The 26,772-nt window shown below is 50.2% G+C and carries 17 protein-coding genes; 1 reads left to right on the top strand and 16 read right to left on the bottom strand.

Annotated elements, in window-relative coordinates:
• Positions 1 to 141: 141 nt before the first annotated feature.
• The 5 genes from ABIC22_RS11845 to ABIC22_RS11825 form a co-directional block, all read right to left on the bottom strand.
• Complete coding sequence (locus ABIC22_RS11845) at positions 142 to 1,365, bottom strand: MFS transporter (protein ID WP_354485943.1); 1,224 nt, start codon at positions 1,363 to 1,365, stop codon at positions 142 to 144.
• Between the two features lie 172 nt (positions 1,366 to 1,537).
• Positions 1,538 to 3,601, bottom strand: a complete 2,064-nt coding sequence (locus ABIC22_RS11840) for a molybdopterin-containing oxidoreductase family protein (protein ID WP_354480976.1) — start codon at positions 3,599 to 3,601, stop codon at positions 1,538 to 1,540.
• Positions 3,602 to 3,991: 390 nt separating this feature from the next.
• A complete protein-coding gene (locus ABIC22_RS11835) occupies positions 3,992 to 4,831 on the bottom strand; it encodes a formate/nitrite transporter family protein (RefSeq protein WP_354480974.1) in 840 nt (279 codons plus the stop codon).
• Between the two features lie 163 nt (positions 4,832 to 4,994).
• Positions 4,995 to 5,465 carry a DinB family protein gene (locus ABIC22_RS11830; RefSeq protein ID WP_354480972.1) on the bottom strand — a complete coding sequence of 157 codons (471 nt, stop codon included), beginning with the start codon at positions 5,463 to 5,465 and terminating at the stop codon, positions 4,995 to 4,997.
• 147 nt (positions 5,466 to 5,612) lie between these two features.
• On the bottom strand, positions 5,613 to 6,974 hold the full coding sequence (locus tag ABIC22_RS11825; RefSeq protein ID WP_154894778.1) for an FAD-dependent oxidoreductase: 1,362 nt from the start codon (positions 6,972 to 6,974) through the stop codon (positions 5,613 to 5,615).
• 521 nt (positions 6,975 to 7,495) lie between these two features.
• On the opposite strand from ABIC22_RS11825, the gene pelA reads away from it, so the two are divergent.
• Entirely contained in the window at positions 7,496 to 8,668 is a 1,173-nt protein-coding gene (gene pelA, locus ABIC22_RS11820) for a pectate lyase (protein WP_354480970.1), read from the top strand.
• 73 nt (positions 8,669 to 8,741) lie between these two features.
• On the opposite strand, the gene ABIC22_RS11815 is transcribed toward pelA, so the two are convergent.
• The 11 genes from ABIC22_RS11815 to ABIC22_RS11765 all read right to left on the bottom strand — a co-directional run bounded on the left by ABIC22_RS11815 (position 8,742) and on the right by ABIC22_RS11765 (position 26,609).
• Positions 8,742 to 9,221 (bottom strand): glutathione peroxidase, encoded by a 480-nt coding sequence (locus ABIC22_RS11815; protein WP_127537301.1) that lies wholly within the window; start codon positions 9,219 to 9,221, stop codon positions 8,742 to 8,744.
• A gap of 143 nt (positions 9,222 to 9,364) precedes the next feature.
• Complete coding sequence (locus ABIC22_RS11810) at positions 9,365 to 10,177, bottom strand: IucA/IucC family C-terminal-domain containing protein (protein ID WP_354480967.1); 813 nt, start codon at positions 10,175 to 10,177, stop codon at positions 9,365 to 9,367.
• Positions 10,178 to 10,268: 91 nt separating this feature from the next.
• On the bottom strand, positions 10,269 to 11,174 hold the full coding sequence (locus ABIC22_RS11805) for an ABC transporter ATP-binding protein (RefSeq protein ID WP_354480965.1): 906 nt from the start codon (positions 11,172 to 11,174) through the stop codon (positions 10,269 to 10,271).
• 323 nt (positions 11,175 to 11,497) lie between these two features.
• Positions 11,498 to 12,013 (bottom strand): hypothetical protein, encoded by a 516-nt coding sequence (locus ABIC22_RS11800; protein WP_354480963.1) that lies wholly within the window; start codon positions 12,011 to 12,013, stop codon positions 11,498 to 11,500.
• 220 nt (positions 12,014 to 12,233) lie between these two features.
• Positions 12,234 to 15,428: a GAP1-N2 domain-containing protein gene (locus tag ABIC22_RS11795; protein WP_354480961.1), complete on the bottom strand. Its 3,195-nt coding sequence runs from the start codon at positions 15,426 to 15,428 to the stop codon at positions 12,234 to 12,236.
• Positions 15,425 to 16,684: a TRAFAC clade GTPase domain-containing protein gene (locus ABIC22_RS11790; protein WP_154894774.1), complete on the bottom strand. Its 1,260-nt coding sequence runs from the start codon at positions 16,682 to 16,684 to the stop codon at positions 15,425 to 15,427. Before ABIC22_RS11790 ends, ABIC22_RS11795 begins: the two co-directional genes overlap by 4 nt.
• A gap of 47 nt (positions 16,685 to 16,731) precedes the next feature.
• Positions 16,732 to 17,379 (bottom strand): beta-mannanase, encoded by a 648-nt coding sequence (locus tag ABIC22_RS11785; RefSeq protein ID WP_354480959.1) that lies wholly within the window; start codon positions 17,377 to 17,379, stop codon positions 16,732 to 16,734.
• Positions 17,380 to 17,400: 21 nt separating this feature from the next.
• On the bottom strand, positions 17,401 to 18,684 hold the full coding sequence (locus tag ABIC22_RS11780) for a vWA domain-containing protein (RefSeq protein ID WP_127537307.1): 1,284 nt from the start codon (positions 18,682 to 18,684) through the stop codon (positions 17,401 to 17,403).
• Positions 18,685 to 18,756: 72 nt separating this feature from the next.
• Complete coding sequence (locus tag ABIC22_RS11775) at positions 18,757 to 21,201, bottom strand: transcription initiation factor TFIID (protein WP_354480957.1); 2,445 nt, start codon at positions 21,199 to 21,201, stop codon at positions 18,757 to 18,759.
• A 1-nt stretch (position 21,202) separates the two neighbouring features.
• Entirely contained in the window at positions 21,203 to 24,592 is a 3,390-nt protein-coding gene (locus ABIC22_RS11770) for a tubulin-like doman-containing protein (RefSeq protein WP_154894771.1), read from the bottom strand.
• Between the two features lie 223 nt (positions 24,593 to 24,815).
• Positions 24,816 to 26,609, bottom strand: a complete 1,794-nt coding sequence (locus tag ABIC22_RS11765; RefSeq protein WP_354480955.1) for a vWA domain-containing protein — start codon at positions 26,607 to 26,609, stop codon at positions 24,816 to 24,818.
• Between the last annotated feature and the right edge of the window lie 163 nt (positions 26,610 to 26,772).

The following is a 26,772-nucleotide window of genomic DNA, read 5'->3' as shown; positions in this document are numbered from 1 at the left end:
ATACGGAATGATTTAATATGTAAATTATAGCATAAAAACACATTTTTGTCAACCAAAATTTTGTGGAACATGCAGACATGTTGGGTAAATCTTCTACTCGTCCAACATGTCTGTTCCAATGATACTCCCGCCTAGAAGACTCTAGGTATCCAACCCATACTCCTTCACCTCACGGTGGCGATTCAGGACGGCATGAAGTGCAAAACCGAGCAGAGCCACCCCAGCCATCGCTGTTGCCAGCCAGGCTACGGAGATCAGGCCCTGATTATCATACATCACACCCATCACATAAGGGCCAATGACACGACCAATCGATCCGATCCCGCCGGAGACTCCAATGTAGAATGGTGCCGCTCTGCCCGCATGGTCAGAGATAAAGGCAGGGGTTGCAGGTGAGATCAGCATTTCTCCAAAGGTCGCCAGCACCATCGCAAACACCATGCCCGGATAGCTGTACATCGTGATCATGATAATATAAGCCAATCCATAGAATATCGCACTCGCTGCCATCTGCGCAGTTGAGGTACGAGCCATGGTGCGTTTAACCCAACTCGTGAACGGTTGGCCCACGAAGATCAGAACCCCGTTCAGTGTCCAGAGCAGGCCGTACATTCTTTTCTCCATCCCTTCCGAGATGATATACGGCGATACGCCTGTGTTCCAGATGGAATTGCCAAACAGGATGAACAATACCCCCAGGCTCATAAACAGATATAACCTGGTGTTGCCAAGCAGCGCCCAGATCCCGGGACCATTTTGGACCTTTTTGCGTTTCGTCAGATGCACTTCTCCCTGATCCGGCTCCACCCGCGATAGATAGTACCAGAAGAAGACTGCAAATCCGGCAGAGGTTACGCCGTTCAGTACAAAGCTGAGGTGATAGGAAAAGTCAGCCAAGAAACCGCTGAGTGCCGTCCCAATCGCTACACCGATATTGTTCGCTACATAAATAATATTGAACAGCTCTCCACGCCGCTCCGCAAACCGAAAGCCAATAAAGGCCTGGATCGCAGGCAGCGACAAGGAACTGAACAAACCGATCCAGCCCATGGCACATATAAATACAACCCAGTACGCACTAATCCAGGGCAGGGCAAACAGCCCAAGTGCATTAAGGGCAAGCGATCCAATGATCAGCTTCTTCACGCCGACTCTGTGATATAATGCACCGCCGAGCAGCTGGCCGAAGATACCGCCGAGCGACTGGATCAGAATGACGAATCCCGCATTAGCCATCGTCCGCCCAAGTTCATCAAATACGTACATCGTGGTCAGCGGCCACATCAGGGCACTGCCTGTCGCGTTAACCAGACTTGCCAGCAAAAATACTTTGACTTCTTTTGGATAGGTATCCAACCATCTCATCATCTTCATCCATTCTCCTTACTACCATAAACGAGCAAAACAAACCTCCACTCACGGCGGCTTAAACTACCTGAGCGGAGGCTATTTGTATAAATAAACATTGCCTTTTATTCTTGCTTCAAGGTTTATCCCTTGTTCATCTTACCTGAAAAGCCTCAATCTGCAAGTACACTCATTGACGCTTCACTTCGACAGTGGCCGAGAAGAACGTTGCCCCGTTGCCCATGTCCGACAGCCGACCCGATGTCAGTGAATTCACCCGCTGTTTCCGTCCACTTCCATCCCACCACAAGCCTTGGCTAATAACCGTACCCGGCAGCATGGATTCACCCACCTTGGCAGTAAGTTCGATCCGTCCCCGGTCATTCCACACGACCACCGCATCGCCATCTTCAATGTTTCTGAGAGCCGCATCCTCCGGATGAATCTGCAGCATGGGCATTTTCTCCATACGTTGATGCTTCTCCGTATTGGCAAAGGTTGAATTGAGGAAATTGTGATTCGGTGGCGACAGGAACATAAGTGGATGCACATCATCAGGTCCGGCCGGATGTTCCCCGTCATACCCTTCAACTAGAGCACGATATGTAGGCAGCGGCGGAAGTCCCCTCTCTGCCATCGTTTCCGAATACAGCTCGATCTTCCCGGATGGTGTAGGCAGCTGTTCCAGGAATGAATCATGCGACGACATATCCAGTTTCACAAAACGATGCTCCTGAAGGGCCTCCAGCGTTACTCCATTCATATAAGGATTACCTGTATCCGCCAGGGCGTCCGCAATCATCTGTTCCGGCGTCTCACCGAAAATCTCAGGATCATATCCCATCGCCTGTCCCAGCAGCGAAAACAGTTCCACATTGCTCTTGCTCTCTCCCATTGGGGCAATGACCGGTTCCTGCAGATGAACATACTGATGCCAGTAGGACGTATACAGATCTGTCGCTTCAAACGAAGACTTGGCCGGCAGCACAATGTCTGCATACTTGGCCGTGTCCGTCATGAACAGATCATGCACAACGGTAAACAAATCTTCCCGTGCAAAACCTCGCTCCACCCGCTCGGTATCCGGTGCCACCACCAGTGGATTGCTGCAGTAAACCATTAACGCCCGGATCGGCTGCTGCGCTTCCAGCAATGCTTCGCCAATCCGGTTCATGTTCACAACCCGTGCTTCCGAATTGCTCCGAAGCTCTGGACGCTCCAGTGCGTCGCTATTGGTGCTCGCATAGCTGTTGGTGCGTACGGCTCCGCCGCCTCGCTTCAGCCATTGTCCCGTGATGGCAGGCAGACAGGCAATGCTGCGCACATTCATGCCTCCGTTGTCATGGTGCTGAAGACCGTTGCCGATGTGAATATGTGCTGCCTGCGCGTTTCCGTACAGTTCAGCCAGCTTCACGATATCTGCTTCCGGTACACCCGTGATGCGCGCAACCCGTTCAGGGGTGTAGTCGCGGACATGATCACGCAGTGCCTCATGGCCCACAGTATACTTTTGCATAAAGGCTTCGTCTGTCAGGCCCCGGTCAAACAGTACATTCATCAGTCCCAGTGCGAGTGCGCTGTCTGTCCCCGGGTATAGCGGAATAAACCAGTCTCCCCATTGAGCTGTACGATTCCGGTGAACATCAATGACCACGATTTGGGCACCTTTTTTGCGGGCTTTCTCAGCCAGGACAACTTGGTGCATGTTTGTACTTACAATGTTGCCTCCCCAGACCAAAATAAGGTCCGAATGCTCCGTATCTTCAGGCAGCGTTCCCCGATTGGCGCCCATCGTATATTTCCATCCGGTATTCCCTGCCGCATTGCAGATCGTTTGCTCCAGCATACTTGCACCAAGCGCATTGAAGAATCGACGATCCATCCCATCTACCCCAAGGATCCCCATATTGCCGTAGAAGCTGTATGGCAGGATGCTCTCCGAGCCGTACTTCGCGGATATCGATTTGAATTTCCCCGTAATCTCATGGATAGCTTCATCCCAGCTTATACGTTCGAACTTGCCTTCACCTTTCGCGCCGACACGTCTCATCGGATATTGCAGCCGCTCGGGGTGATATATCCGCTCTGCCATGTTTCTGACTTTATTGCAGATGGCGCCTTTCGTAATCGGATGGTCAGGGTTGCCCGCCACCTTCGCGATTTTACCGTTCTCCTTATGAAGCAGCAGGCCGCAAGTATCCGGGCAGTCAAGCGGGCAAACCGCCGGGAACACGCCATTCTCCTGATCGATCATATGTACAAGTCCTCCCCATTTAAAACTATCCTTACATCATATAATTTTGGAGGTAATGACGTAAAGAGAACAGTCATGTTTTGTTCGCTCAGGCTTGATGCCTTTAATTCAAAAAAAGTTTTGGTCCCATGATTCATCCTCGAAATTCAGGGGTAAATTAAAAACAAGGCATTAGGTTAGTGTTTCCCCACTTCCTCCTCATGCCATATCATGGACCACTCCCGAAATTCGCCATGAACAGGTTTCGTTCCCCCGAACCTTGTCATGGCGAATTTATTTTGTCTGTAAAAAAAGCGATCCCATCTTCGCCGGCTTACGGTATAACATACACCGTGAACTCAAGGCAGTAAGGGATCGCTTTAATATATTCAGTTGAAATTGTGCGGGCAATTATGCCTGTTTGCTCCAGATCGGTCTGGCTTCCGGCTCTACTGTCTGAACAACCGCTTTGACCTCGGTCTCGGTCTTCCGCAGGTACACCATCCAGTAGGCAGCAGCAACGAACAATGCGCCTCCCGTCAGATTACCGAGCCATACCGGGATGAAGTTCATAATGTACTGCCCCCATGAGTAATGCCCTTCGAAGATAGCAGCCGGAATAAGAAACATATTGGCAACCACGTGCTGGAATCCAATAGCAACAAAGGCCATGGTCGGAAACCAGATGCCGAGCACCTTGCCACTCATTGTATCCGAAGCGTAAGATAGCCACACCGCCAGGGCTACCAGCCAGTTACACCCGATTCCAGATATAAACGCCTGTAGAAAGCCGTCATGCAGCTTGTGTCCCGCCATATCCACAACCTTGGTCAGATACACTCCTTCTCCTGTGAGACCAAGCACATGCCCGAACGCATATGCCACGAACAGTGCACCCAAAAAGTTCCCGATCGTGACCAAGGTAAGATTCTTCAGCATGCTGCCTACGGACAGTTTACGGGCCAGTGTGGCGAGCGGTACTGCCATCATGTTGCCTGTCAGCAGTTCTCCCCCACCAATCAATACCAAGATCAAGCCCACGGGGAATACCGCTGCACCGATCAGGTTAACCAAGCTGCCCCATTCCGCCGGCGCGGAGGCAATCACGCGAATATCCAGCAGGAACCCAAGCGCAATAAATGCCCCTGCCAGGAAACTGAGAACGAGCACAGAGGACACCGGATTCTGTGCTTTATTTATCCCCGTGTTCACTGTATATTGAGCAACCTCAAGAGGTGTTTTTGCCGCCATGCCATCCTCTCCTTCACTGTTCATGAACGAAATCAGCTTACATCGTTGATATGTTCATTGTATCGCGAAGGGCTCGGCAGGTTTGTTACATTTATCACAAAGTCCTTAAAGTCCCCTTTTCCAGCTTCCGTGCTCTCTTGCTTGAGTGCAGCTGGTTGGTTACTTATTCTGTTCCCAGATTATGATGTTCACCAAAAATTTGCTGCAGATGGTGCTGCAGATGTTGGACGTAATCTTGTGCCAGCCATTCCATCGTAACCACACTTCCATCAGGTAAGACGCACGTTGGTAATTCCCCTGTCTCCGGCATGCTGGATAGAACACGAATGACGGACTGATTCAGACTGATCCAGAGGTTTAACACCTCTTCACTCGGTGCGCTGATGTACTGTTGGCTCTCTACCCATTGGTCTTGATTATAAGGTGTTATAGACAATGGTTCGGTCTGATGCTGCATTTGGACAAACCGGCTTACGTTATGAAGAGCCGAATCACATAAATGACCAAGAATCTGAAGACGCGACCATTTTCCTTCCATGCGTGGTTGTACAAGTTCATTTGGATTCAGTGCAAGAAACGAACGGGGTACGGATTGCAGCAAAACTTTGAGCTCGGATACTGTATCTGTAAGCATGTTGTGAACCTCTCCTTCATGTTCATATCTAATGGGTTGACCTCTAACCTGTTGTTAAATATAGCACCCATTTCCAGAACCAACTACATCAAGTTATATAAAAAAACTGCCGCATTTCTGCGGCAGCTCTCGGATTTCTATTTATTTTTACACCATCGCTGGTGCTTTCGCTTCCACCGGAGGCAAAGCCTGAAGACCAGCCGAGTTCAGGAAGTTCCATGGTTTGTTGTAATGCGGTTGGAAGAAGAAGTCGATGAAGGCGAGCTCATCTACGGTCATGTTGTTCTGAATGCAAACCGAGATCGTATTGATCGATTGCGTCAGATCCGCCTTGGACATCACTTGTGCTCCGACGATTCGGCGTGTAGCCTGTTCGTAAATGACTTTGAGCAGCAGTTTCTCAGCCGTTGGCATGAACTCCGGACGATAAGCATCTTCAAGTGTTACAGCTTCCACGACCAGCCCGTCATCTGTAGCAGATGTTTCGGTCAGTCCTGTACCTGCAATATTCTGGTCGTAAATTTTAATTCCTGATGTTCCTTGTGTACCCATGTAAGGCGTTGTTGGACGAACCAGGTTACGAGCTACCAGTGTACCCATTCTTACGGCATTGGTTGCCAGTGGAATGTAAGAAGCCTTGCCTGTTGGATTATAGTGAATCGCACAGCTGTCACCTGCAGCGAACACGTCTTTTTGGCTTGTTTGCATATATTTATCCACGATAATTGCGCCGTTCGGCAGCATATCCACCTGGCCTTTGAGCAATTCGGTATTCGGACGGAAACCAATACACAGGATTACGAGGTCTGTCTCGAATTCACCTTTTGATGTGATCACCTTCGTTACCTTGCCATTCTCTCCGGCGAATTTCTGTACAGTCTGACCCAGTGCAAGCTTGATCCCGCGTTCAGTCAGTGTGTCCTCAATGGCATCTGTAAACTCGGGGTCCAGATATTTGTTGAGGATCCGGTCCACACTATCGATCAAGGTGACTTCCTTACCATTCATTTGGAATGCTTCAACCAGTTCAATACCGATATACCCTGCACCGACAACGGTAACGCGTTTGGCTTCTTTGGCTTTTTCGATGATCGTATTGGAATGATTGTAGTTTTTGCAGAGCAAGATGTTCTCCATCTCGATCCCCTCAAGTTTTGGAACGACCGGCCATGAACCTGTTGTCACGATGAGCTTATCGAACGTATCTTCAAATTCTTCCCCTGTTTTGAGGTTTTTAGCCTGAAGTTTATGATTCGCGGCATCCACTGCTGTAACCTCATGCAGCATCTTGGTGACTACACCCAGCTCAGCCAGCTGGTTTGGCGAAGAGTAGAACAGTCCATCCGGATCCTTCACAACCCCACCGACATAAAGGGCGATACCGCAAGATAGGAAGGAAATGTTGTCATTGCGCTCATACACCGTGATGGTAGCATCCGGGTACAATTTGGCGGTATTTATGATGGCTGCGGTTCCTGCATGTGTACATCCGATAACTGCGATTTTCATAATAAAGGTCCCCCTTGAAATTATAAAATTTAAACCGTGCTTCATTTATCAAATAGCTGCGCTTGATTCCTGGTCTTTAAAACGACAATGGTTCCATTCTTTTTGTGAATACATTCACTAATGAAACTAAACGATTATGTGAAAATATTCACTACCAACTTGGTGACTTTGTGATTTATTTCACTTCATGTACTCATTATAATGTGATCTTTTTCACATTACAAGTGTTTTCTTAAAAAATATTTAAAAAATAGGATATCGCCCTGTGGACGAGCCGCTGCTTCAACCTCTAAGACCTATTGTCCCCTGAGCAATAACGGTTTATGCTATTGAACCTTTTGGAGAAAAAAGGCCTTCATCCTGACCGTATGGTAATACTGGCAGCTGATTGCTGAACGATAACAATTATAAAATTTTAAGCATATCAGTTGATTTTTATATTAGAAAGCGCTTACAATATTATTGACCCTTTATTTGGATTTTATATGAATAGAATACCAATTATGTTGGGAGGCATTCATTTGAAGAAACGTTCCATCTCTGTTTCATTAACGCTGGTTCCTGTCTCTGCAATTATCGCCATGTTGACCGCAGATATCGCCAGGCCCGTGGTTGCTTTTGCCGATTCCCCGCCTGTCACCATTAAAACCGAGGTGTTATCCTCCAAAACTTCTGCAGGGGTTGATGTATCTTCACTGCTGAATAAGTTCAGGGATTACAGCACGTTCTCTACGGGAGACTTGGCCAAGGACACCGCTTATGCGCTAAACATTGTATCCTGGCAGCTGCCGCATGGTGGGTTCTTCAAAGCAATGGAGGAGAAGTACAAGTCCTCCTGGGACGGGGTAGCGCCGCGTTCGGATTGGAAAGACCCAAAAGGCGTAGAGCTCGGAACGTTTGATAATGACGCAACTACAACCGAGATCCGCTTCCTGGCTGATATGTATGAAAAGACGGGCAACCCCCTCTTCCGGGACAGCGTCCGCAAAGCGGTGGATTTTATCCTCGTCTCCCAATATCCTTCAGGCGGATGGCCTCAGGTTTATCCACAGCGGGGCAATTACTCCGACAGCGTTACCTATAATGACAATGCCATGGTGCGAACCATGGTGCTCATCGATGACATCATTGAGAAGCGTAAAGGCTTCAACAACGATATTCTGAGTGAGGATACACGGTCCAAGCTGGCGGCGGCCTTGAATCGAGGAATCGCATATACATTGAAAGCTCAAATTAAAAACGGTGGTGTGCCTACAGTTTGGGGTGCCCAGCATGACCCGGTAACCTACGCGCCTGTATCCGGCAGAGCCTATGAACTGGCATCCAAATCCGGATCCGAATCTGTGGCCATCACGGCTTTCCTTATGTCCAGGCCTCAGACACCCGAGATTGAACACGCAGCCAAAAGCGCCCTCCGCTGGTTTGATCAGGTCCGAGAGGATGGAACCAAATATAATCGTCAAGGACCGGTGTATTTCGAGCCTGACCCGTCCAGTGTGATATGGTACCGTTTCTACAATGTAGATGAGGATGTGCCCTTCTATGCGGACCGCGACGGCAAGAAGTACATGGATATTATGGAGATCAGCGAGGAGCGGCGACACGGCTATTCCTGGGCAGGAAACTATGCCCGTAATCTCCTGCAGCTTGCCTCGGATCAGGGATATTACAATTTAAGCAAACCGCTCCCTTAACTTTCTTGGTAAAAATAGCTTTTAAAAAAAGCCTGTCCTCCAACTGGAGGCAGGCTTGATCTGTTCTACTTGATTATCCCAGCAGTTTCTCAATCTCTGCAGTCATCGCTTCAGGAGACTCTTTGGGTTCAAATCGTCCCACCACTTCACCTTCACGATTGACCAGGAATTTGGTGAAATTCCATTGAATCGTGTCGTCTTCAGCTGTCCCTGGCTGCTGCTCGCGAAGATACTGGAACAAAGGATGTGCATCCTCACCGTTCACGTCCACTTTGGCGAATACAGGGAAGTTCACACCATAGTTTATTTGGCAAAAGGATTCGGCTTCCTCGCTTGTACCCGGCTCCTGTCCTCCAAACTGATTACAAGGGAAACCCAGTACAACCAAACCCTGATCGCGGTAACGATCATACAGCTTCTGCAGTTCTCCATATTGCGGAGTCAATCCACACTTGCTGGCCGTATTGGCGATGACAAGAACTTTACCTTGGTACAGATCCAATGATACTTCCTGATTGGCTGGCGTTACGGCCTGATACGAATATACGGACATGACTGATTCCTCCCATGATCGATGTTGGTTTTGCGGCAGCTGTCATTACCTTGTATGCATACAACATAATACAGCGCCTGTCTCCATATTATAGACCCGGTGCTCACCAATTACCAAATTCAGCCTTGAGGCCTTCCTGCCTGTTATCCAGACATGGCTGCCAAGATGTCATCATAACGCTTCTGCCGTTCGGCCTTACTAAGTTTGGGACAGCTATAACAATAATTTTGGCCTCCATACACTTGGTGATGAAGACAGCATACCGGCTTCATCAGCATGGTCTCTCCTGGTTGATGTGGATTATCAATCTCTACCGGCTTGAACGATAACAGATTCTTCTTCAATCCGAGCAGGCTGGCAGGTAGAGCAATGACATGTTCATACCCTTCAATCACCGCTTCTCGCTCAGCTTCTTCGATATTCATTTGTAATGCTGTGGTCTTGTACCAACGGAGCATGGAGGCAAGCTGTGACCACATCTGACCAAGGCTCGCTTCTCCGGCAGAAGCAACCCCTTCAATCAAAGGACGAAGCTGCTCCGTGTAGTATGCGGTCAGGATATCCTTTCGCCATAAGGATTGGGCTGTATCTATGAGATTCACTGGTGCAGGGTGAGGATGTTCTGTTCCATCCAGCAGTTGAAAACGAAAGGCTGCACGGCCATCCTGAACCTCGAGCTGCAGCTTCATGTTCTCCAGTGAAAGATCAAGCCATGTATCACATAGTGCCGTCATGTAATGAATCCCCAGCATCAGCCCACGCACCGAATGCATGAAGTATACCGCTGCGGATCGGATTGAATCTGCCTGAAGATGTTTATTATATACATCCAGCAGCTCTCTCGCCTTCTCCGGTTGTCTAAGCTCGGTCATGTGAATCTCCCAAACTGGTTCATCCCCAGGTACGGTTGTGATTCTTCCATATTGCTGTAACCAGGTATAGTTGATTGCTCCCATCTCAGCATGCCTCCCATGAATGCGAATGAGCCGCCTGCATAAATGCAAAGCGGCTTATTCTATATTTCAAGACCACAAATGGTCCGCTATATTAACTTCCTGTTGCGGTACGAACACGTTGTTCGGAGCGTCCTGCAGCATTCATCATGGCACCGTTCATCACCATTTGCTCTGGTGCTGCCGTTTGCTCTGGCACAGCCGTTTGCTGGCGTTCGCCGACAAGTGCATATGGCAGGCAGAGTGGCACACCGGAACGTGGATCAATTACGATATCGGCTTCAATGTTGAACACTTCGCGAAGGACGTCACAGTTCATGACTTCTACAGGGGAACCTGTAGCAATTGCTTTACCTTTTTTAATGCCGATCATGTGATGGGCATAGCGGGAGGCATGATTCAGATCATGCACAACCATAACGATGGTGCGATTCGCGGTCTCGTTCAGCATCTCCAGCAATTGCAATACTTCAAGCTGATGAGCCATGTCGAGGAATGTTGTCGGCTCGTCCAGGAACAGGATATCCGTTTCTTGAGCAAGAGCCATGGCAATCCAGGCACGTTGACGCTGTCCGCCTGACAACTGATCAATTGGGCGGTCGTGGAACTCCGTCATGCCCGTTACTTCAATGGCCCACTCAATCATGCGCTTGTCTTCAGCACGCATGGAACCGAAGCCTTTTTGATAAGGAAATCTTCCGTAGGACACCAGTTCCGTTACTGTGAGTCCCTCCGGCGCCGTAGGATTCTGCGGCAAAATCGCAAGCTGCTTGGCTACTTCACGGGTGGATTGCTTATGAATGGACTTCCCGTCGAGCAAAACACTACCTGCTTTTGGATTCATGATCCGTGCCATCGTCTTCAGGATGGTTGATTTACCTGAACCATTGGCTCCAACAAGCGCTGTAATTTTTCCTTGGGGAATTTGAATATTCAGATCTTCAACAATCAGTCTTTCCTCATAAGCGATATCCAGCTTGGACGTCTCCAGACGAAACATGCGATCATCCCTCTCTCATTTATCCCGGTTATGTATTCCGGCTATCGATAACGAAAACGAATTTATATGTTCAGCGTATTTCCGGCACAACAAATCTTCTATAACAAAGATACTGATAATCATTATCATTTGTCAATAAGAAATACCAAACTTCTTGCTTGTTTGGAGCGATTATATAGCAGTTCAGAGGACTTTTCGATCGGAATTCGCCTCATTTATGTGAGAGCTTTTCTCAACGTATACGTGCAGTTGGTCCCTGTTGGGGATTATCCAAAAATGATGAACCCAGAGCTTGTGTCTAATTTGTGAACAAAAGAAAGAATCTACTCTTCTTCCTGCAGCAGAGCCTGGGAACCACTTAAAATCATCTTCTTCTCGTCCTCATAACCTGACTGTCCGCCCTGAAAATAGGCATGCAGCACAATGTCGGCTTCTGATCCATCCATCTTTTCGAGCTGTGCTTGAGTCAGTGTTATTTCATACGGTTCCGTGTACCAATCCTCATTCGTCAATTCCGTTGTAAGACCTATATTCGTTGTTGTTCTTGGAGGAAAAATCGACTCCCCGTTTGCCTGTATATCCACCATAAACACGTGTTTGGAGTGAGCAATCGTATGGCTCGTATCTGTCCCCACATACTTAATTCCTGAGTGAAACATATACGTGTTCTTACCTGCCGGCTGAACGACCAATCGAAGCAGGTATTCCCCAACTTGTTTCGTTGCGGTCACTGAGCCCCCATCTTCTAACTGAATGTGATCTGGCTGAGCATCCCTGCTTGCATCATTCGAACAACCAAAGAGTACAATGCACATCATCAATATAAAATATGAACGCATTATGGTCCCCTGCTTTCCTTCGGTTTTGGTTTTGGAATTGGCCCCTCTCTTGTCAGACACCCCAGGAAACCGGAAAGTTGCATGATTTGCATTATCTCCTCAAATAAGATCGTCCTTAAAGGATTGGGAGCAGGGAAAATTAAAAAAGATGACCCCGATTTACAATCGAAGGTCATCCTGCAATGATTTCATTTTGGTTTAAAAACAAATCATAACAATCCTAAAGCTTAGGCTCTGGCATCAATTGGATAACCATTGTACCACTCTGGACACTTACGATATCTTCCGGATTAACCTCATCAGGCAGCGACACTTGCTGACCGTAAGGATACAGACGGTCTGCCTCAGCAGGCGTCAATTTCGTTGAAGAGAACCGTCCCGACTCGCCTGCTGTCCCCGAAGGTTCGGATGATGTGGTGCCTGTTCCTTCTCCAAGATCTTCATTCGTGTCCGCAGAACCGGACGCATCCCCGCTCGACTCTGTGCCCTCCGCTGAATCTGCAGCAGAATCATCTGGGGTGGTCGAATCTGTCCCCTGAACAGACTCCTCTACCTGCTGATTGTCATTCACCGATCCGGTGGATGGTTCCTCATCGGTTTCCTCCGTAGAAGATGTACCGCCTGCTGAACCTGCCGTATCCGGGTCCTCATTCCGGTTAAAACTCTCCCAATCCGACGCGGCATCCATCTCCAGCGTTGTGCCATCCTGCAAAGTTAATTGAACCGGACCAGGCAATAACGCATTGCTGTCCGCTTCATTCATGAAACGGATCACGAGCTGCGCTTCGGTCGTCGTGCCATCCACCTCGGCTCCCGGAATGACATAGGCGATCTGCTCAGCTAACTGTACCTCAGGCTCTGCCGGAACCACGGGTTCCTGTGTCGATGGCGCAGCCTCTTCTGGCGCGTCCGACTTATTCGTCAGGGCATACGTTACCCCGGCGATCCCCAGGATCAGGATAATGATAACCGACCCTAGAAAAAGATTTTTTCTTTTGCCTGTCAGCATGCGCACAATCGGTGATGAAAGTTCGTTCTTGGCCCGATCATAGACCGGCTTCATTGTTTTACTCGCTCTCGCGTAATACGGCTTGAATGCCGATTTGGACTTGAACGCTTCACGGTCATGATCTTTGAAATAGGCTACAATGGCATCTGAGTAGGCTTTGCTCGCCTGGGAACTCCGTATGAATAACCTTTGGCTTCCCGACCATTCAAAAAATGAATACAATACTTCCTTACTGCCAGCACTGCTGCGGACAAACTCAATCAGCCCTGCATAGTCCAGTTTGCTGCCGCTTCCTCCCCGGTAGAAAGCCAGCGGAAGCGCCTCATATGCAGGTGTTCCCGGTTGATCCCGCAGTTCCCCTGCGAGCCATCTGCGTACCCAACGCTGAAGTTCATTCCGCTCCGCAAGGCTAAGTGATTCAAGCACCTCTTCTTCACGGTCTTCGCCGCTCAGCCATGCTCTGGCTGCCAGCATCATGTTCGTACGAGCCGTTACATCCTGTCCCTGACGCGCCGCCCAATCACGCACCTCGCTGTCATGCAGCAAAATATCAATGCTCAGTAACTGCTCACGGTTCACCCGTTCCAGATCAAGATCCTGAATCAAAAACAGGTTAATGACATAGGCCAGCTTGTCAGCCAGGCGTGTCAGTTCTTCCTGATACGCGGATAATCCCGCTGACTCGGCTCCACTCGAACGGGCGGATCGGGTGACGGTCTGAGACTGCCCAATTCGGGCCTTAATTCCATCACCCACGAGCATGTCAGAAGAAAGACGATCCAGCACGCTCACACGCTTAAGTGCTTCACTCGCAGCATGAACGGGATTCGGCGCCGAACATAATCGTTCACGCAGCTCTGTCGCAGTCCGGTCCAGCAGGAAGCTGTTGTATACCGCAGATACATGCGTGGTTACCCAGCGTTCGATTACGCCGATCACATCCGAAGCAGTCTCGGTACGTTTCAGCTGATTGTCCAGATAGGGCTCAAACAGCAGTTTTGTCAGTGATTCATTGGCCAGTACCTTATCGAAGAATGCACGACTCAGCCCGGAATCGCGGTCTAGCAGATCATACAATTCCTGTACCGCCCTCATCCGCTTCTGAGACCTGGCATTGTTCACCGCATAGATGAAATAATCCACGATTCGGGATTGAACGACAGGTGCAGCGACGCGGAAATATTCTGCGATGCGTGAGGCGACCGTCTCTTCAGGTACGTTCTCTCTTTTGACGCTGTCCAGTTCCCGGCTGAGCAGAGTGAGGAACAGTTCGTTCAAACGTGAACGTCGTTGTACTCCTCCTTCAGGTTTCAGATAGGTAAGCAGCCCGCTCAGAACCCCGCCTTTATCATTCAGGTAGAGATCTTCCATCCCTTGCTCGAGACGATAAAACATGGACAGTTCCCCATAGGCCTGGATGGAAAGCTCGCGTCCCGGTTCGGTGCCGGATAACATCTCGTCTGCAAAAGTATAAAACGCATCCGCCACACCTGGCTCCTGCAGAAGCGACCAGGCAAACTCCGCATAGGGAAGCTGGGCAACCGACATTTCCGCATGGGTTACCCTGCCCGTAGCCAAGTCGAAGGTAAAGTCCTTCTCCGTATTCCTGTCCTTTGGACGAAGCGTGCCCCGCTCTACAAACTGAAGATGAACTCCCTTCTTGGCCTGAGGCTCCTTGGCAAATGTCATGAAGCCGAGCTGCCGCCTAAACGCATAGGGCAGTGCGGCATAGAGCAAACGAAGCAGTTCCTTGGCTCCGGCTGTGATCTCCTCGGCAGGAAGATCGAGCGCAATGTATACCTTCCGCCGGGTTGCTACAGCCTGCATGACCGCATAGAGCAGGCGCTTGAAGAGAGTTTCGTTCATTTTCAGTGCGGCCAGCAGATCAGCTGGCGCTACGGAGCGGGCACTTGTGCCTGCTCCTGCTCCGGCCGCAGCATCTCGGCCATTCAGTGGTGCACCCGGCAATTCCGTCAGGGCAGGCAAAACCGTGCCTTGTTCGATGTCATATGACGTGGCGAATACGGCATCCAGCCAGTTCCCCTGCTTCATCTGTTCCTCGGAGCGTTCCGGAGATAGGACATAGTTGTGTGCAAAAAAGGCGCTGCGCAGCCCGGTAAAATCAGCGGATTGGTACACATTCTGACCAAGGATCGTCTCTCCGCTCTCCAGATGAATCAGATGTATGGATGGCGGGAATTTCGCCTGGTCCTTCTCACCCCGACCCGTTAATTCCGCTGGAGCGTCATAGACGCAATAGGGATGAAGTACTTTTTTAATAAAGGAAGGGTCCAGTCCTGGTGATGCCGCAACCGTATCGAACCCCTCCGTTGTGCGAAACACCCCGCGCCGCTCTCTTGTGTACATCTGTTGTTCAATGGGCGGGGTCATGGAAGAACGCATCATTCCACTCTCCCCTCAATGTACTTCAGCTTGTACAGCAGCCATAGAAAGGGCTCGTCCACACGGATGGGGCTCACGACGCCCTGCAGCTTCATATCCACCGGATTGCTGCCCAGCGCAGATACCGCGAAATAGGCCGTATCCTTGAAGTACACATCCATCGTGCCCTTGAACGGACGGTCCACCTTCTCGATAAAGCGCCGAATCTCCCCGTCGATATTCTCGAATTCGGTCAGATCGAACCATTCACGGTGTACCATATTGCGGAATACATTGCTGTTGGATTTGATGTAATCCCCCTCTTCATCCTTAAGGGAATGTAGCATGTCGCTCTTGGTCAGCACAACGGCTGTAGGGATATTCGTCTTGGCTTTATCCTGATAAGCGATAAAATCACCGAACAGGGTCAGCACAACATCACGTGGTTCATCATACCTTGGCGTCCACTCGCCCGGCTCGTTGCCGAGGTTAATGCGGATCTTGTCCCGAATGGAACGAATCTGGAGCGGATCCACCATAAACAAAATACCCGCTGAGTTCTTGATATGCTGACCATGCAGTCCCAGATAATCCTGCTCGACCATACCTTCACCCGCCACATCAAAAAAGACCAGTGTCAGCGGTGCCTTATCTTCATCCTTAAATACGAATTGAAAAATAAACGGCTCCTGCAGCTTCTCCTTCTGCGTGGAATCCAGCAGATCTCCCCGCTCAAACAGCGGTTCTTCGTAATCTGCGCGGAATCTGCGGCTAATTTCCGCATTCAGCGGCATGCAGGCCGCATCAAAATGGTCAGCCGTATAATGCTGAAGGGTGTGAATCAACGATGTCATATACACCGATTTCCCCACCTGGGATGCCCCAATAATGGAAATGATATTGCTTGGTGCCTTGCCTGCCGTTACCGGCAGCTCATTATGACAATGCGGGCACAGCCGGCGCCGTGTAACCACACCATACCGGTCGTTCAGTCCCATCACGATGTTATCCGAATAAATGCGATGTTCCTCAGGCACATCATGCGGAGCCAGAACGGCTTCCATATCAAATACCGTGTCCAACCCAAAGCGTTCACGATACCGATTAAGCTTCGCATCTTCCCCCAGTGCATAATCCTCATCATCATCCCGGTGATGCGCAGCCCGGAACACTACTTCTTCCGGCGAAAACTTGCTGAAGCAATATGGACAGACAATATCGTAAAACAGCGGCCGTTCTACGGGCTGCTGTTTCTTCAAAAAACGACTAAAAAAGCTCATAGCCACTCCCCTCCCTGTTCAGGCAGACTGAACTGCCTCACATTCATCTAGTCTGATATTAGGCGGTAAACGGCTCCGTATTTGGGTCCGTCCGTGAAAAACAGCCTCACATAGTCATCCTTGGCCACTTCCACGGGCGGCATCTCATTTCTCCCTGGAGTAAAATCACTGACAAAAGGATAGACCGTGCCATCTTCCTTATTGAGTGGAACTCCGCCCTGCTTGCGTACATAACAGAGAGCTTCCTTCGGCACAGGTACTTCAGCCGTCACAGTCATGAGAACCGTCTTCCTTTTTTGAAAAAAACCGCTTTTGTAACGAATGGAGAACCGGATATCCGCTTTGCCTGCACTGGCGATGACCGTATTCTCGTCATTCTGCTGACGCAGCAGCACAGGACCGTCTTCGTCCATTCGGCAAACATGTATTGTGTACCGGATGGCACCAAATCCTGTCATCCGGTCTGTATATCCGTTACTCGCCTTGTATTCTTCTCTCGTGTACAGTTTCAGCTTGCCATTCACAGTCTGATCCCTGCTCTGTCCACCTTCGACCATTTCCAGCTCCAACCGCTCCACGTATACGGCTTCTACACCTTCGGGCCAGAGCCAGCGCAGGGTACAGTAACCATCATCCACAGCAAGTGTAAGTCTGCGAATCAGAGGTACCGAAGGGTCCGCATCTGCATATCGCATGTGTCGCCAACCTCCCGATGTTTAAAATCCTTTGCTGCGTGTGTCTCTCCCCCGCTGACCGAATCCGTCTGCGGTCGGAGTTCCCCTGCCCGCCTCACGGCGGCCCTTGCTCTTCCGCGGTGTATTCTCCTTGACCGGAATAATCCAGGTGAACAGGGTGAGTACCCCAGATAATATGAACATGGCACCCAGTCTAACCAATGCATCCCCTACAGAAGAACCGTCCAGTCCCCACTCCAGCAAAAGGCCCGCTAGCAGGCCTGACACCGCTCCACCGATGCCAAAGCTGACTGCCAGATGGCGGTTATCGAACACCAGCCCAAGCGATACGCCCAGTGCTACACCAATCAACAACATAGCAGCAACGCGGAAGATGGCCAGATAGGTACTGTGTTCCATCATGCCTGTACGTTCAGTCACCAGCGTCCGTTCATCAATCGTATCGTAAATTTGCTGAAATGCCATGCTGAGACCACCGGAATCCGGCACGTCATAGTACATGCCACCTGTTTGCTGAGCGATACTGCGCAGCAAGTCGGTACCCGATGGGTCGACCAGACTCAGACCTACCGTATTCACGGCAATCTGTTCGTTCGCGTACTGGGATAAGATATCCGAAGTATCTGCTTCACTGAATCCATCCGACAGCAAAATGGCTACGGTACCGCGTTTTGGATCCTGCTTGTTTTGGATCTGCTCCATGGCTTCCCGGAGCACGGCATCGAAGTTTGTACCACCCGATGTTGTGACAATGCCGTCGATCTTACCGTTTACCTCTGCTTTTGCCGCTTCACTATCTAATGCGGTAAAAGGCTGCAATAACTGCGGCTGATCATCAAATGTAATAACAGCTACCTGTTTGTCACTTTCCATCTGACTGATTAACGTCTTGGCTGCCTCGAAACGTCCATTATCCGGGTCCGTTTCCGACATGCTGCCCGAGTTATCGATCATCAGTACAATGTCCTTCACCTGCTTCACGCCGCCTGGATTGATCTGATACAACAATTGAAAGACCAATCCAACGACAAACAGGAACACCAGTGTTGCCGGAACGAGCAGTTTCCACGACAAGCCAAGATATCTCAGCTTCCAGGAAGCTCCGTTAAGTTTCGGCGAGATCATCTCGGCGAGCAGACAGAACAGACCTACGCTCAGCGCCAGCACGCCGAAGTATAACCCCATCAGCAGAAGGCGAGGCATCTCCCCAAGCCACTGATGCAGCATGATTTCTCCTGCCGCAAATCCCACGGCTCCGCCAATCAGGCTGAACAGGACCAGGAGAAGATTGATTTTTCGCTGCATGTTCGCATGCATCCTTTCCAAACCAGCCCATCATAGGCTGAATTAATACCGGAGTCGATCATGACTGTTGTTCTATCGCATAGGTGATAGCTTATCAGCCAGGCCTGCTGGATGAAACTCATAACCGTTCTCCGCATACGAGTCGTAATACACCTTGCCGTTGCGATAGACCATCAGATCCTCCAGATGGAACCCTCCCATCAGGTTCAACTTTTCCACACCACTGCTGCGTTCTTCGTACACAACGCCCAGCTTATAAATGCGGGACGTTTCCTCCGCATGTGCCGCATAATCCATGAAAGCACTGTGATGATCGCCAAAGAAATACTTTTCTTCATACCGATGTTCCTGGGTATAATCGAATACCCGTATTCTCACAACCGCCTGATCTTCCAGCGTACGGTATAACCTGCGGAACAGATCATCGCGGGTCAATACGTTTTTGTCACCATAGGCAATCGTTACATTCGCTCGCTGCAGCAGTTCTTCCTCAAAAGGTAATCTCAGTGGTTCAGCTGTGAGCAGCAGCGCATGGCATACCTCCATCAGACGTTGAAGCAGACGCTCGTTGCCTTCGGCAGCAAGCCGGTTAATGTCTCCCATATAACGCTCTTCAAACCAAACATCCCGGCCCCGCTTGGCCTCCAAATCGGCAATCAATGCTTCCGTTACCTTACCGTAATACTCCATCACATTCTGTCCGATATATTCATCCGCTGCCGCGATACGCTCTTCTGCCGCTTCACGCAGCGTGCGTTCCAGCGCTTCGAGTGCTGTCGTTACATCGCGACTGAAGCTATGGAGCTGTTCCATCTCCGAATCGTAGATGCGAAGCAATTGCAGTTCGTTTTCCAGTCGTAACAACTCTGTCTTGGGCATATACACGCGTTCCAACAAACAATCGATCAGATTCCGTACATTCTGCTTGTCCCGGAACAACGCCCGCTTGATTGGCTGATCCTCCACTTGCTCCTGCTGACGCTGTTCCAGTAGGGCACGTGCCGATTCAAGCTGAACCGATTTGTCGCGAATGAGTCCCAGCAAAGTCTCACGTACACTCCCAGGGCTGCTGTCACTCCATGAAGCCCATTGGAAATAGCCTATCTCCGGGTACTCCGTCCGTGACTGCTGCGCTTGCCGGCGCAATGAACCCTCGCTGCTCCGCTGACGCAAACGTTCTTCAGCCGGACGTACCATGTTGTCACGGAAGTACGCCTCAGCTCCCTGGCCGAATAGCGCTCGCTCCGCTTCACGCAGCGATAGCGGCTTCAGATCGGAGAAGCTGACGTTATGCGTCATAATGCCGCTCATGCCGCCCACCAGATCCTGCTCAGGCAGCAGCCCTTCAACCTTGCGCTCTACGGATGAGGCGTCCAGACCGAAGAAAGCAAGCTTGTCTTTCATGCTCCAATCCGGCTCCTGTCGCATAAGCTCTAACAGATAGCGGTATAGATGATACAATACCGCGAGCGCAATTGGTTGATTAGGCCGTCTGATCTCGGCAAAACCTGCACTGGCATAGCCATGCTGATCCGAGGTTGTTCGAATGTTGTTTTTGAACGCCGTATTATTGTAGGTATTGGCCCCTGTACTTGCAACCGCACCGAGCGCATCCGGATCCTGTTTCCGGTTCTTCAGCAGGCATATGCGGCAGATAATCTCGGCATTCTCTATCCATCCCCCGGCCACGCCGGTTCCTCTCTCATTTTTGTCAGACAGGATATAGACGAGATCAAACAAAGGCGAAGAAGAGTGCACAACGGGAATGGAGATCCCATCTTCCGTTACGAGCAGATTGCCGCTGAACGTATAGTCCAGTGCTTGCATATAATCCAGTTCCCGCAAAAAGGCAAGTCCGGCTGCACTTGCATATCCGAAGGAATCCACCTGTTCCATCTCGCTGACCAGTACATGCAGGTCCGTCTGAACCGACTTGAATGATTGGGCCAAAATGTTCTCGGTGAGCTTCGTCAATTCCGGAAGAAGCACATTCAGCGGATCATCTGCCCTTGTCACGACGGTAACGTAAATCCGGTCAAACGATGAATACAACCGGCCGTATTCAGCGATCCGATTGCTCACCCGGCGCAGCGTGCGATTCAGACCAAAGAGCGCCTGCTCCGAATCGTGAAAACTGCGGTGTACATCCTTGCGCAAGGTCTTTGAAGGACGTCCAGCCTGTACGGTGGATAGAGGCAAGATATGACGGGTCACCTGACCGTCTTCCAATGAGTCACGATGCTCCCGTCCTCCTTGTTCCTCCCGGCCCTCTGTTCCAATCTGGAGATACACCACACCTTCTCCGTTATCCCACTTCAACTGATTAATCTCGCGCACTGCAGCCATGGCCGGTTCGACCAGGTCACCAACAAACAGAAACAGGGCCGGGTAATGGATGCTGCTTCGTCCATCACCCAGGCTGCCTTGCCGCTCCTGCTCTGCCGCATATTGTGCTGCGTACTTATCCAGATCCCGCTTCAGGGTATTGTTCAGCTTGAACTCCATCCCGGCACCCATGTTACTTCAGCCTTCTGCGGATGTCATTCAGCTTCGACGACATCGTTCTGTAGAACTGATAGATGTCTTCACCGTTTGCCAGCTCCACGCGCTCATATTCCAGACGGTCACGGGATTCCATGAACAGGGCAGCCAGATCATCCAGTTTGGCCAGCAGCGGAGCGATGTCCTCTGAAGCCGTTAGTTCATTATCCCGGCGGGAAGCTTTGCGCAGCAACGTACTGCGATCTTTTTCCGACAAACCGCGGAAGTTGCCAAACACTTCGTACTCGGCAAAGTTGCGGCTCTTCATCAGGTTCGCGAACGGTTCCCAGGCATCCTCTTCCGGATCGCGGTCGTAGACGTAGAGTGCGCCTTTCTTGACGATGGTGTCGGTATACAGAGCTTCGATGAAGCGATCATACCACTGTTCCTCATCCTGATGCTGTGCAAGAATGCCTTCCAGTTCAGCCACTTTGGCCGAGATGGCATTCATCTTCGCCAGTTCTTCACGTACCCGTGCGATAAGCTGCGGGGAACGTACCAGGTTTTCTTTGGCCATATCTTCATTAATACTGCCGAAAATATCCTTGACCCCTACACGTGGCAGTCCTTCGGATTGCAGTCGTTTCAGTTCGGTCACGGCCCGTTTTACCTCACCCAGATTCGGGGTCGTCGATGTCAGACGCATGTCGTAAGCATTCAGCTTCGCGGTCAAGTCAAACGGTTCCGTTGTAACCACGGCATAACGATTGCTCGTATTCTCATCGATTGTTTTGGCCGTAATGATGTTGTATCCAATCGCTTGCTCGAATTCGGTACGTACCCGCGCATTATACTGCTTCACCCGGGCATTCTCGTAGACATCACCCCAGGACTTTTCCGGAATCGGAGACGGCAGGTAGGTCCAGTTGTTTTTCTCCGTCTGTACCAGATGGCGCCCGATGCCTTCCTTGTCCAAAATGGTGCGTTCATAGCTTTCCTCATAAACTTTGAGCGGCGTATACACAAACAGCGGCACTCCGTTGCGCGTATTCAGCCAGAAAATCCGGTTGCGAACTTCACTTTCCTTGACGGTAAAGTGGGATTTGCCCACCGCATTGTTCTGATAATTGCGAATCCCTTTGAGAATGCCTGGCGCCTGTGTCGGCACAGAGACGAATCCCCATGACGGGAAATGCAGACTGCCTGTGCTGTTGCTGAGATTGAACACCGGAACGGCCTCATCATCCAGCTTGCCAGCGATGTGGCGCTCCACGAATTTCTCAACAGACTCATCCTGCCCGTATTTGATCACCAGGAAATCTTCCATGGAACGGGTAATAAGGTCCCCGAACTTCTCGGTCAGGAAGTCTGAAATGGAGCTGACCACGTCAATTTCGTTCTCTTTCACCCACTGGTTGGAGTTCTCCAGCAGCTCACGGGAGAAATCGCGGATCAGGTCATCTGTGTCACGCTTGTCCAGCAGCCCATCCACCACATTGACAATATCCGGTACACTAACGACGTTCCAGTAGTAGGTTTTGTTGCCTTTGTGATCGGACTGTTCTTCGCCGCGCGTAAGAATATCTCCGTTCTTGGAGAAAATCGAGCTGAGCGCATTCAGCGTCTCGGTAAATACGTTATAGATGCGGCTGTTTTCCTGATTCAGCAGTTCATACAGATCCTCATAGAACTCGATCATCTGATCGTTGCGTTCCACGTCGGCGTGCAGCCAGTACTCATGAATTTTAGCTTCAATATATGCATTCTTTTTCTTCTCTTTGGAAACAAAGGCACTCTTCGCGTCACCCAGCTTCTCCTCCGATTGCTCCTGCGCAGCCTCAATGTCACGCGGAATCCGGAATGCATTCTCCCGCAGCGTTTCGATATACGACTGGATCATCTTCAGTATGCAGAAGCCTTTTTCCGTGTAGATCAAACGGGAGACGTAGAAAGGACCCTGTTCGGGATGCAAAAACATGCGCCGGATCTGTTCGGTAAATTGACCGGCAATCTCGCCCGGCAGCTGTTTCTTCGCCTTGATGTATTCTTCGCGGGCACGGGCCAGGAAGTTCTGCTCCAGCTCGGTGTCCATGTTCACCACCTGTGATTTCACGACATTGCCGTAGGACAGACGCTCACTGTTCTGATAACCCGGCAGCGGCTCTGGCACGCGGGACTCGAAGGACTTCACGACACTTTCGAGATCGATGCCCAGCTTGCGGGCGAACTTCTCCGTATCCTCCTGGTTCGGAGCTTTGGAGAACATGGTGCTCATTTTGTCGAACATCCGGTATGCCAGATACGTCGTCATCTCTTCAATCGGCAATACCGCTGAGGAAGCACCGATAATGTTGTAATCATAGTTGGCCGGATACGCCTTGTTCATCTGTGCAATGTTGGTACGGATGTTGCTGATATAATCGTGAATCGCGAATTCTTCGCCCGACTGTTTCTCCTCGCTGGCCATGAAGTTGGTGATGTTCTCGGCCGTCACGTTCATGCAGTAGTCATAGGCATTCTCCAGCAGCTTGCCTTCCGTATTCGTTGCCGAAATCAGGTGACACAGGTTAAACGGCGGCAGCGGTGAATTAACGTTCAGGATATTGCCGTATTTCTGCGTGAAACGCTCCCCGCGGCTGTCGACGTTCATCCAGTAATCCAGCTCTTTGAGCGCAGCATAGCCATTTTTGCGAATATATTCGCGTGTGTGCTCACTCAAACTTTTGTTCGATAGATTCACGTCTGGCGTAAACAGGTAACCCAGCGTATTGACGCGGTCGATCCCCGCAGAACCGTGATCCCGTTCAATGATACCGCGCACGATATAGGAGATATCGAGGAAACAGCCGCTGCCCGTACCGCCGGACAAACCGGTAAGCAGGAACACCATCAGCTTTTTGTTGGTGCCTACGGATAATGTTTTGATCTTTTTGTCGATCGCCTGCACGACCTGATTGATTTTGGTGAACAGCAGCAACCGTCCAGCCTGGCGTACCCCTGCTGCTCCATTCATGCCGTCCGTGATGCTCAGTTCCGGAGACAGCCAGTCCGTAATATATGGCTCCAGCACGCTGCGGTTCTGCAGCAGTCCACCGATCTCGGCATTGGACAGCAGGACGAATTCGTTAATCGGGTCCAGCCCGATGCCTTTGTACTTCTTCGCACGGTCCTGCTCGTTGGTTTCAAACGCGAGAAATTCCACGTTGTCCGGCTTGTCCATTTTTTTCTTGGATACCGGGTCCTGAGGCAGCTTGAAGCGGCGGTTAATCTGATATTTAAGACGCAGCAGCGCATCAATTCCCGTTCCTCCAAGACCGATAATCAGGATCGGGTTATCGATTGTATCGACCCTGATCTTCTCGCTGACAATCCCTCCGCCTAGCGATACATCCAGCTGCTGAATATGTTCTCTGACAATTGGTTTCATTCCATGTCCTCCCTTTGGTTAACGCAGTCGGAACTACAATATAATTACACTTACCACTCCGATGACAGAACAACCTTCCGATCGCTGTTATCCCCAGATTTTTTGATTCACTTTTACAAAGTTAAAATCCGGGGATAAAGGCGAACGCTTCGCTTCTCCAGCTTTTTTCTGTCCTCTGCGTTCTCGTGTAAACGGTTAGTACCAACTTCTATTGGCATTCCTTTTAGACCAGATACTCAATCAAAATCGTCTTATCCGCCTGTTGCAGCGGGATGCTCAGTCGGTCACCATTCTTCAGTTCAACGCCTGAGCTTGCATCCACGGCACGTCCGGATTTCTCCAATGTACCGCCTGCGGTATTGCGAATGATAATTCGGTCCCCATTGCTGGGCGTAAATATATATTTCTCGGTTTCCTTCAATTCCGGATCCAGCTGTAAAAGCTGGTGCAGATGGAATCTGCCCCGGAAGGATGCGAGTTTTTTGTATTGTGGATAGGACTTGTCTCCAGTGTTCTCATCCCGAATCTCGACAATGATCTGGCCGACAAAGCCGCGGTTTTTGCGTTTCAGCCAGCCCATCAGGAACCAGGCACCAACTGCAACCACAATCAGGGCTATCACTCCCAAAATCACAGGTAACCATGGAAACAGCTTGTCCTGCTCACCACCTGAGGTAGTTGGCTGTGTTCCCGCACCTGCCGTACCGCCTGCATTGATGGTGATGGGCGCACTTTCACGGTAGAAGCTGTCCTCTTCCGCACGAATCACCAGTTCATAGTTATGATTGTCCGGCACTTCAAAGGTGCCTGCAAAGCCGCTGCCTGTATTCTCCAGCGGTTGTTCCTCACTCTTGTTCGTATCCAGATCGTTCACGACCAATGTCGCCTTCATATCTGCATACAGATCGTTATCCTGGAGCGGCTGACCTCCATTCTCCAGCTTGGCTGTCAGATCTACCTTGTCACCCTTTGTATAGGACTTGGTCTTAATTGGGTCCACGACGAGCTGCAGATCATAGTTGAACAGCAGGTTGATATCGATGCTGTCTTTCGGAGCCCCTTTTACACGAAGTTTCCAGTCGCCTTCCTGAGGCTTGAGCAGCTTGACCAGTGAATAACTTTTGGAGGTCGAGAGCTTGGCCGCATCCGAGTTCAGATCCACCGCTTTACCCGAAGGATCGGTCAATTCGATCTCTACCTGCTTGGAAGACATAATTGAGATATTGGCCTCAAGCACGCTGTCATTTGGTACGTTGACCGTAACTTCCTGAAAATTACCGTTGCCTGTGATGGAAGGCAATTTCACGACATTCAGCTTGGCATGATCTGCAAATATCTCACTCAGAATCTGCGGCAGATCATCCGGCGTATCCGTGATGAATGACTTGCCTCCTGTCTGACTGGCCAGATCGGCTAGCGCATCCTTGTTCAGTTTGCCGTCTGCGTTCAATCCGATCGTATAGACCGGAATGCCCTGATCCTGTGCTTCTTGAACGGCCTTCGCCAGATCTGCATCAGACTGTGCCTGGGTGCGGCCTTTGGTTTTGTTAAAATCATTGTTGCCGTCTGCAAGCAGTACGATCATGGGTGAGTGCGATGCATCTGCACCATGATTCAACACATTCACCGCTTCAGCCACCCCGACGGAAATATCAGTGTATGGCCCGCGGCCGAGCTGATCAATAAAGTCCTTCAGGCTGCTCTTGTCCGCATCGGACTGAATCTCCAGCAGTGCCTTTTCCCGCTCTACCTGATCGGTATAAGCAACAATCCCTACCTTGTCCCCCTGGACCGGCAGCATATCAATAAACATTTTCATGGCTTCATTACTGATCTTGTCACGGTCACTTGTATTCATCGAGTTACTTACATCGGCTACAAGTACGGCGTCGATCCCGCTCGTCTGTGCCTGAGCAGCTGCAGCTTGGGGCAGCAACGCCTTAGGCAGCAGCAGCGTTAGAAATGTCAGCAGAACCAGGGTTCCGCTAAGCAAGCGTATTTTGCGTGTCCGCAGCATTGGGTGTACTCCTTCACGTTTGAGATTAAAATGGGAATAGTTTATTATAGGCGTCAAGCCTTAAGGAAATCTTAACAGTCTACTAATATATTCTGAAAAGCACCCCTATCTTGAGTTACAGTTTTGTAATGATTGACAAAAATCGACCTATTCGGTGCTTCTA

It is taken from the genome of Paenibacillus sp. PvP094, from assembly GCF_040546835.1.
Classification (GTDB): domain Bacteria; phylum Bacillota; class Bacilli; order Paenibacillales; family Paenibacillaceae; genus Paenibacillus; species Paenibacillus illinoisensis.
The sequence above is the reverse complement of the archived record's forward strand: the minus strand, read 5'-3'. Positions and strand labels throughout refer to the sequence as shown.